This is a genomic window from bacterium (assembly GCA_030654305.1).
In the GTDB taxonomy this organism is placed as follows: Bacteria; Krumholzibacteriota; Krumholzibacteriia; order LZORAL124-64-63; family LZORAL124-64-63; genus PNOJ01.
In genome coordinates, this window is sequence record JAURXS010000490.1 from 1 (window position 1) to 8,945 (window position 8,945).

Below are 8,945 nucleotides of genomic sequence, written 5' to 3' on the forward strand. Positions count from 1 at the left end.
TCGATCTCGTGGCTGACGGCCTGCACCGCGTAGCCCGTCGCGGCGTCGACACCGTCGCGCACGACCTGCCAGTTCGTGGGCGTGGGCAGGCGCCCGGCCCAGTCCTGCGCCACTGACTCGACCTCCGAGCCGGTGGCCGGCGCGAACAGGGCGGACAGGTCCACCTGGGCCGCCGCGGCCGTCGCGATCGACATCGAGACCAAAACAGCGAGCACCCGGGGCGCCCGCCGTAGCGTGTTCGGACCCATTGTATCTCCTCCGATATGATGATAAGCAAGATGCGATCGGAGAAAACGTCAAGCGCGCGCGGTCCTGACCGGGCTTGCCCATGCCCGGCGGCGCTGGTAGATTGCGGCCATGAAAGACGAACGCGGATCCTCCCCCATCTACCCCCAGGCCGACCCCGCCACGCTCGAGCGCGCCGACTACGAGGCGGAACCGCTCGGCCGGGGGGAATACGTCACCGCCATGGTCCACCTCTACCGGGGCGAGATGCACCGCGCCCTGGAGTGGCGCAAGCGCCTGGACACCACGACGCACTGGGCCCTGGTCTCGACGGTCGGCATCCTGACCTTCAGCTTCAGCAACCCGCAGTACGCCCAGGAGACGATCATCACCGGCATGTACGCCAACCTGATGTTCCTCTACCACGAGGCGCGGCGCTTCCGCTTCTTCGACGTCTGGCGCTCGCGGGTCAGGATGATCGAGGAGAACTTCTACGGGCCGATCCTGCGCCGCGACCCGCACAGCCCGATGGAGGGCTGGGGCGACCAGGTGGCCGAGGACCTGCTGCACCCGAAGTTCAAGATCACGCGGCTGCAGGCGATGCGGGCGCGCCTGAAGCGCAACTACATCTACATCTTCGCCTTCATGCTGGTCGCGTGGCTGGGGCGCGCCTGGGGCTTGCCCGTGGACGAGCAGCAGGAGGGCCTGCCCGGCCTGTTCTCGATGGGGCTGCTGCCCTGGTGGGTGCCGGTCTCGCTCGTGATCGGGCTGTACGGGTTCCTGGCGGGCATGATGGTGTTCACGCCGAACGTGAAGCCGGCCGAGGAGAGCTACTGGCCCGACCCCGAGCACTGCGGCGAGGACATCCCCAGCCTCGACGTCTAGACCAGCTCGTCCTGGATTTCCTCGCCGAGAGGCTGCAACAAGGCCACGTGCGCCCCCGCCGGATCGCAGATCACGCAGAACGTCCCGTACTCGCCCAGCGACCGCGGCCCCGCGATCACCTTGCCGCCGCGGGCCGAGCAGGCATCGAGGCTCGCCTCGAGATCGGCGACCGTGACGTACGCCAGCCAGCGCGGCGGCAGTCCCGTGTTCGGGCCCCGCGCGTGGCAGATCCCCGCGACGACCCCGCCGTCGCGGTTGATCATCAGGTAATCGTCGTAGCCGTCCATCGGGACCAGTTCGAAGCTCCAGCCCGCGACCTCGCCGTAGAAGTCCCGCAGACCCTCGGCGTCCTCGACCGTCAGGTCGAACCAGCCCACCGTGCCGATCGGCACGCCCTTCTCGTCGCTCATGTCGCTCATCCTCCGTCGGGGAACAGGGTCGGGGGACCGGACGGCACGTCCGGAGGTGCGTCCGCCGGTGCAGCGGCGGCCGTCTTCGCCGGGAAGCGGCCGACGAGCGCGTCGCTCAGGATCCTGCGCACCTCGTCGCTGAAGTCGTTGCCCAGCATCCAGCTCAGGTAGCCGGGCGTCGCGCGGGCGATCTCCTCGAGCGGCTTGCCCTGGTGCTTGCCGAAGGTGAAGCAGGCCCGGCCCTGGTCGTCCCACTCGAACTTGCGCGTGCGGTCGACGAAGCGGCCCTCGTTGGGATTGCTGACGCGGTGCAGGTCGTCGACGTCCCCGCTCAGTTCGTCGTAGCAGCCGACCATGGCGTCGAGCACCTCGAGGGTCGCCTCGACGTCGGCCAGCGCGGCGTGGGCCTCGGTGAGGTCCTTGCCGCAGAACTTGCGGTACGCCGCGGTCAGGGTGCGCGGCTCCATGGCGTGGAAGATGCGCATGGCGTCCAGGTGGCGCCGCCCCGCCAGGTCGATCGGCGACCCGGCGCGGCGCAGCTCCGCCTCCAGCAGGGGCGCGTCGAAGCCGATCGAGTTGAAGCCGCAGAGGTCGGCCCCCTCGAACAGCGCGACGATCCCGGGCGCGACCGCGGCCAGGGTCGGGGCGTCGCGCACGTCGTCGTCGGAGATCCCGTGGACGGCGGTCGCCGGCGGCGGGATGGGCATCTCGGGGTTGACCAGGGAGCGGTAGCTGCGGCGCGAGCCGTCCGGCTCCACGCGGACCAGCCCGATCTCCACGATGCGGTCGCGCTCCGGACTGGTGCCGGTCGTTTCGAGGTCGAAGCAGACCAGGGCGCGCTGCAGGTCCAGGTTCTTGAGCATGGGTCTCCTCGCCGATGTCTCCCCCGCCGGAATTCGGGCGCGGGACGTGGGCACAGACTGCCATAGCCGGCCGCCGGGCGCCATCGCCGAACGGCGCGCCCACGCAAGAAAGAGGCCCCGGCCGGCCGGCCGGGGCCCCGTTCGTCGTGATCGGCCCGTCCGCGGTCAGACGTGGGCGAAGACCGGCACCTTCTCGATCCACTCGGGGTGCAGGTCGCTGGTCCCGGCGTGAATCGCGCACAGCGCCTCGCGCAACCGGCGCGTGACGGGGCCCTCCTGGCCGTCGCTCACCCGGTGGTCCTGTCCCCGGTAGCTGAGCGAGCCGATGGAGGTGACGACGGCCGCGGTGCCGCAGGCGAAGGCCTCCAACAGCTTGCCGCTGTCGGCGTCGGCGCAGACATCGCGGATCATCGGCGGCGTCTCGGTCCAGTTCAGGTCGAAATCGCGGCAGAGGACGCCGACCGAATCACGGGTCACGCCGTTCAGGATGGTGTCGCCGATGGCGGCGGTGATCACCCGGTCGGCGTAGACGAAGGCGATGTTCATCGCCCCCATCTCCTCGATCGACGACATCGTGCGCGCGTCCAGCCAGACGATCTGGTCGAACCCCTCCTGCTGGGCGAGCTTGATCGGCAGCAGGGCGGCCCCGTAGTTGCCGCCGGTCTTGGCCCCGCCGACGCCGCCGGGCGCCGAGCGCACGTAGGTATCCTCGGCCTTGACCCGCAGCGGCTTGCTGCCGCCGGCGAAGTAGCTGCCGACCGGGCCGATGATGATGTAGAACAGGTATTCGGTGCTCGCCTTGACGCCCAGGCCGCGCTGGGTCGAGATCATCGTCGGGCGAATGTAGAGCGCGTCGGGCGACTTCGGCACCCAGTCGCGGTCCAGGTCGATCAGCCGCTTGAGGGCCTCCATGAAGAGTTTGGCGTCGACCCGCGGCATGCACATCCGGTCGCAGGAGTGGCCGAAGCGGGCGATGTTCATGTCGGGCCGGAACATGTGGACCGAGCCGTCCACGGGATGGGCGTAGGCCTTCATCCCCTCGAAGATCTCCTGCCCGTAGTGGAGCACCTTGGCCGCCGGATCGAGCACGATGTCGTGGTACGGGACGATGACCGGCTTGCCCCAGGCTCCGTCCCGGAACGGCATCTCGAACATGTGCGGGGTGAAGATGCTGCCGAAACCGAAATCGCTGCGCGGGGGCGCGGGCGGGTTCGGATGACGGGTGACCCGGATCTCCATGGGTGCCTCCTCGGCGAATTCGAAAGCCACGGAAGGGACGGTTTGGGGGCGGTCCTGACCGGCTAATCGTCGCCCATCGCCGGGGAAAAATCAAGGGGGGCGGCTCCCGATACAGGGCCGTTGTCGTATGCATTTTCAATGGGTTGGGAGCGGGGAGCTCAGGCGCGGCTTCGCAGCGCGGGCGGCACTTCCCCGACACCCGGCGCCGCGGGAGACGCCGTCGGGCTCCGATCGGCGCCCACACGCCCTCCCCGGGCCGGTTCGTCGGAGAACGGGGCCCGCAGGGCGCCGGCCAGACCGAAAATGATTTCGGCGATCGATGCGATCAACAGGACCTGGCCGACCCCCCACAGGGACGCCAGGGTCGGTCCGGCCAGGACCGACAGCAGGGTCACCGGCCCGAGCAGCGGGCCCAGCCAGCCGAAGATGCGGCCGCGGCGCTCCGGCGGCGTCTCCCGCTGCAGGAACGTGGCGAGGTTGATCTGGATGCCGGTGCTGACCGCGCCGAACAGGGCGAACAGGACCAGCGCCCCGGCGAAGCTGCGGTTCACGGCGAACAGCCCCAGCAGCAGGCCGTCGAGCGCCACCAGCAGACCGACCGCCCGCAGCGGCCGGCGCGCGCCGCGGGTCAGCACCCCGGCCGCGGCGCCCAGCAACCCGCCCAGGCCGGCGGTGGCGAAGATCAGGCCCAGGTCCCCCTCGCTGCGCCCGAGCATCCTGGTGACGAACTCGTAGACCAGCGGCGGCTGCATGGCCGTGACCATCGTCACCAGCCCCAGGAACAGCACCGCGAAGCGCAGGGACGGACGGCCCCACAGCCACACCGCCCCCTGGCGGATGTCGTGCCATTTTTCGGCGGGCTTCTCCACGACGGCGCCCCCCGCCGGCGACGGCTCGACCGCCAGGTAGCGGAAGGGACGGAATGCCAGGATCGCCGCCGAGATCAGGAACGTGGCGCCGTCGACCAGGAAGGCCGTCACGACCCCCAGCGCGTGCACGATCAGGCCGCCGGCCGCCATGCCCACCAGCAGCATCGCGTTCTGCGAGATCATGAACAGGGCGTTGGAGTGGCCGAGCTGCTCCACCGGCACGAGGTCCGGCAGCAGGGCCATGCGCGCCGGCCCGGTCAGGTGGCGGCCGGCGGCCAGCAGGGACGCCAGCAGGTAGACCTGCCACAGCTCCGGCACGAAGGGGATGGCGCAGACCACCGCCGTGGAGAACAGGTCGCTGGCGATCATCATGCCGCGCCGGCTCCAGCGGTCGACCATGACGCCGGCGAAGGGCCCCAGCAGCACGCCGGGCAGCACCTGCACGGCGGCCAGCAGGCCGAGGCTCGCCACGTTGCCGGTGCGGTGGTAGACGAGGGAGAAGAACGCCAGGATCGCGATCTTGTCGCCGAGGCCGCTGACGAACGACGCGGCCCAGACCGCCATGAAGCTGCGGTTGGCGAACAGTGGTCTCAACGGACTCCGTCCCTTCGCGGCCGGGTTCCTTCCCGGCTTGGGGGCTCGAACAGATCGCGGGGGCGATGTTAGCCGCGACCGGGCGGCGGCGGCAAGCGCTGATCGGCCGGGATCAGCCCAGTTCGGCTCGCAGCGCCGCGATCAGGCGGTCGACGTCCTGCGACGTGTTGTAGCCGTGGATCGAGACGCGCAGCCAGTCGCGGTCCGCGAAGCGGGTCACCGGCACCTCGATCAGGTGGTCGCGGCGCAGGGTCCGCTGCAGCGCCGTCGCGTCGACGCCCGCCGGCAGCGGCACCACCGCCATCTGCAGCAGCCAGGGGTCGGGCGGGCAGGGCGCCGGCAGGCGGACGACCGCCAGCAACCGCTCGCGGGTCTCGCGCAGGAGTTCGCGGCACCGCTCGCGCACGCGCGGCCAGTCGTGCTGCGCGAAGAAGTCCAGCGCGGCCGGCACCGCCAGGTACGCCGACACGTCGCGCGTCCCGATCCATTCCTGCTCGTCGACGAACCGGCTCGGGCCGGGCTTGTCGGCGCGCCAGCCCCAGCTCACGGCCAGGGGTTCGACCAGGTCCTGCCGATCCCGCCGCACGTAGAGCAGCGCGGCTCCCTTGGGCGACATCAGCCACTTGTGGCAGTTGCCGACGTAGACGTCGGCGCCGAGGGCGTGCAGGTCGAGGTCCAGTTGCCCGGGCCCGTGAGCGCCGTCGATGACGGCGAGGATTCCGCGTGCCCTCGCCCGGGCCACCAGGTCCTCCACGGGCAGGCGCACGCCGCTGGTCGAGGCGATGTGGCTGATGAAGAGCACGCGCGTGCGCTCGTTCACGCCGCCCCACACCGCGTCGACGACCTCCCGCGGATCGCCCAGCGGCAGCGGCAGTGTCCGCCGCACGTAGGTCGCGCCGGTCTTCCCGCAGACGAAGGCCCAGGTGCGGTCCATGGCGCCGTACTCGTGGTCGGTCGAGAGGATCTCGTCCCCCGGGCGCAGGTCCAGGGAGCGGGCCACGATGTTCAGGCCGGTGGTGGTGTTCGGCACGAAGACGATCTCGTCGCGGTCGGCGCCCACGAAGGCGGCCAGCCGGGCGCGGGCGGCGGCCAGGCGGTCGGGCAGGGTGCGCTCGCGGGCCAGGAAGTCGACCGGTTCGGCCTCGAGCTCGCGCTGCAGCGCCTGGTAGGCGTCGAAGACGGGACGGGGGCAGGCGCCGAAGGAGCCGTGGTTCAGGAAGGTGACGTCGTCGCGCAGCAGGAAGAGGCGGCGCAGGTCGCGGGCGGCGGTCATGTGATCACCTTCACCCCGCTGTCGCGGCCGAGCAGGCGGCTCAGCTCCTCCTCCTTCAACCGCACCGCCAGGCGCACGCCGTGCTCGCCGTGCTCCTCCTCCAGCACCGAGCCGGTGCGGTGGAAGACCGCCACGAGGTCCATCCGGGTGTACGGCACCTCCAGGCGCACGACGCGTTCGCCGGCCAGCAGGCGGGACTCGACGGCCTCGCGCACGGCGGCGCAGCCGGCGGGATCCAGTGCGGAGACGAACAGCGCCCCCTCGTAGCGCCGGCCGAACTGGTTGCGCAGCGTCTCGGCGAGCTCGGCCGGCACGCGGTCCATCTTGTTGAAGACCATCAGGGTCGGCAGCCCGTCGGGCACCAGTTCGCCCAGCACCTCGTCCACCGCGGCGATCGGGTGCTCGGGATCGGGGTGCGAGGCGTCGACCACGTGCAGCAGCAGGTCGCTCTCGGCCACCTCCTGCAGCGTGGCCCGGAACGATTCGACCAGGTGGTGGGGCAGCCGCCGGATGAAGCCGACGGTGTCCGACAGCAGGAACTGCCGCCGCTCGTCGATCTCCACGCGCCGGGTCGTGGCGTCCAGCGTGGCGAAGAGCTTGTCCTCCACCAGGACGCCGGCCCCGGTGATCCCGTTCATCAGGGTGGACTTGCCGGCGTTGGTGTAGCCGATCAGGGAGACCGCGAACTGCTCCCGGCGCCGGCGCGTCTGCACCTCGCGCGCCTCGTCGATCGCGATCAGCTCCTTCTTGAGGTGGGCCATCCGCATCTTGACCAGGCGGCGGTCGGTCTCGAGCTGGGTCTCGCCGGGCCCGCGCGTGCCGATGCCGCCGGCCTGCCGCTCGAGGTGCGACCACAGCTTGACCAGGCGCGGCAGCTGGTACTGCAGCTGCGCCATCTCGACCTGCAGCCGGGCCTGCCGGGTGCGGGCATGCATCGCGAAGATGTCCAGGATCAGCTCGGTGCGGTCGATGACCGAGACCTTGTCCCCGGTTTCGACGGCGCTGCGGACCCGCGTCTTGCGGATCGGGGAACCATCGGGTCCGACCGGCGGCGGCGCGAACTTGTCCTTCTTCTCCTTCTTGTCCTTGCCCCCCAGCTCCTTGGTGAGGTTGCGCCCCTGGGCCGGCGACAGCTCGTTGTCGAAGACCACCAGGTTGGCCCCGGTCGCCTCGACCACGGCGCGCAGCTCCTCGAGCTTGCCCTTGCCGATGAAGGTGCGGGCCTCGGGCTTCTCCCGCTTCTGGTGGACGGTGCCGACGATCAGGCCGCCGGCGGTGTCGACCAGCAGGCCGAGCTCGTGCAGGTCGGCGGGGCCGCCGATGGCGGTGCCGTAGTGCTCGGGCAGGTCGGCCCCGACCAGCACGACGCGCTGGCGGGTGTCGGGGAGGTTGCGGTCATGGGTGGTCGCGGGGTTCTCGTTCAGGGGGGGCCTCCGGGATTCGATGCTCCAGGTCGTTCACCATCCCACAATCGTCCTGCCGGACTTCTACGTCCAGTCCCATCGGTCGCGGGGGAAGATTGAGGCTGCAGGCCGCCCCGGCATAAATATCCAATAAATAACCCATAACTAAACATATTTAGGCATCTGGATCGGTTCTTGGGTAAAATTCCCGCAGCCAGCCATGCAGCGGGCTCATGGCTTTGAAGTGTCCCTGGCAGTAATCGAGCAGCTCCCGCGAGTGCAGTTCCGCCGGCACCGGCCCGTCGTGCCGGACCCAGACGCTGTCGTGCTTGAGCAGCTCGGCCCGCGGGTGGTCCGCCGTGAACCCGGCCGGCACGCGCTTGTAGTGCTGGCCGCCCAGCTCGTACCCCTTCTTCTCGATCTTCGCCGTCAGCCTAGCCAGCGCGGCGCCCCGCGCCGGATCGGCGACCGCCGCCCGCCAGGTCGCCAGCTCCTCCTTGTCGAAGACGTACTTGCCGACGTAGAGCTGCAACCGCGGCGGCTCGAGGTGGAAGTAGAACCCGGGGCCCCACTTCTTCTGGCCCTCCCAGAAGAAGATGCCCAGGTGCGTCTTGTAGGGCGACTTGTCCTTGCTGAAGCGCACGTCGCGGTGGATGCGGAAGACCGACCCCGAGCCGTCGGTGCGGGGGTCGAACTGGATCTGTGGCGCCAGGCGGCGCAGCCGCACGCCCATCTCCACGACGAAGGCGCGCGCCGGGTCGAGCACGGACTCCTGGTAGAGCGGCTTGTGCGCCAGGAACCAATCGCGGTCGTTGTGGCGCGCCAGGTCCTCGAAGAAGCGGGCGGCAGCCGGCGGAAAACCCGTGAAATGGTACTTCTCGATCATCGCGAGCTCCCGGAAGTCAGTGTCAAACGGACCCTCTGCCTGCCCCCGTCGGGATTGCCGACCACCTCGAACCCCGCCTTGCGGAACAGCGACTGCGTCCCGGTCCAGGCGAAGGTGGGCACGTAGCGGCCCTCAGCGTCGGGCTTCGACGGGTACCCCTCGACGATCCCGACTCCGCGGCGCTTCATCGCGCGCAACGCGTGGTCGAGCAGGGCTGTGGCCACCCCCCGCCCCCGGCTGTCGCGCACGATGTAGAAGCAGGTGATCGACCAGACGCGCTCGGCGTCGTCGCACTTCA

General features: G+C 70.3%; 10 protein-coding genes. 1 reads left to right on the forward strand and 9 read right to left on the reverse strand.

The features are described from left to right. The coding region (locus Q7W29_14005; GenBank protein MDO9172935.1) for a hypothetical protein at positions 1-248 on the reverse strand (248 nt) is incomplete at its 3' end. A gap of 109 nt (positions 249-357) precedes the next feature. On the opposite strand from Q7W29_14005, the gene Q7W29_14010 reads away from it, so the two are divergent. Further along, complete coding sequence (locus Q7W29_14010; GenBank protein ID MDO9172936.1) at positions 358-1,110, forward strand: DUF2270 domain-containing protein; 753 nt, start codon at positions 358-360, stop codon at positions 1,108-1,110. Here Q7W29_14010 and Q7W29_14015 read toward each other — a convergent pair. The 8 genes from Q7W29_14015 to Q7W29_14050 form a co-directional block, all read right to left on the reverse strand. Then, the gene (locus Q7W29_14015) at positions 1,107-1,520 is read right to left on the reverse strand and encodes a VOC family protein (GenBank protein ID MDO9172937.1); all 414 of its coding nucleotides are present in this window, start codon (positions 1,518-1,520) and stop codon (positions 1,107-1,109) included. The genes Q7W29_14010 and Q7W29_14015 overlap by 4 nt on opposite strands. Before the next feature lie 5 nt (positions 1,521-1,525). Further along, positions 1,526-2,383, reverse strand: a complete 858-nt coding sequence (locus tag Q7W29_14020) for a 3'-5' exonuclease (protein MDO9172938.1) — start codon at positions 2,381-2,383, stop codon at positions 1,526-1,528. Between the two features lie 165 nt (positions 2,384-2,548). After that, a complete protein-coding gene (locus tag Q7W29_14025) occupies positions 2,549-3,622 on the reverse strand; it encodes a branched-chain amino acid aminotransferase (protein ID MDO9172939.1) in 1,074 nt (357 codons plus the stop codon). A gap of 158 nt (positions 3,623-3,780) precedes the next feature. Then, entirely contained in the window at positions 3,781-5,085 is a 1,305-nt protein-coding gene (locus tag Q7W29_14030; protein MDO9172940.1) for an MFS transporter, read from the reverse strand. 112 nt (positions 5,086-5,197) lie between these two features. Next, positions 5,198-6,358: an aminotransferase class V-fold PLP-dependent enzyme gene (locus Q7W29_14035; GenBank protein ID MDO9172941.1), complete on the reverse strand. Its 1,161-nt coding sequence runs from the start codon at positions 6,356-6,358 to the stop codon at positions 5,198-5,200. Beyond that, entirely contained in the window at positions 6,355-7,722 is a 1,368-nt protein-coding gene (gene hflX, locus Q7W29_14040) for a GTPase HflX (protein MDO9172942.1), read from the reverse strand. The genes Q7W29_14035 and hflX overlap by 4 nt, the downstream gene beginning before the upstream one ends. 214 nt (positions 7,723-7,936) lie before the next feature. After that, positions 7,937-8,647 carry a DUF2461 domain-containing protein gene (locus Q7W29_14045; protein MDO9172943.1) on the reverse strand — a complete coding sequence of 237 codons (711 nt, stop codon included), beginning with the start codon at positions 8,645-8,647 and terminating at the stop codon, positions 7,937-7,939. Beyond that, positions 8,644-8,945: GNAT family N-acetyltransferase (locus Q7W29_14050; protein ID MDO9172944.1), on the reverse strand; the 302-nt coding region annotated here is incomplete at its 5' end. The genes Q7W29_14045 and Q7W29_14050, both read right to left, overlap by 4 nt.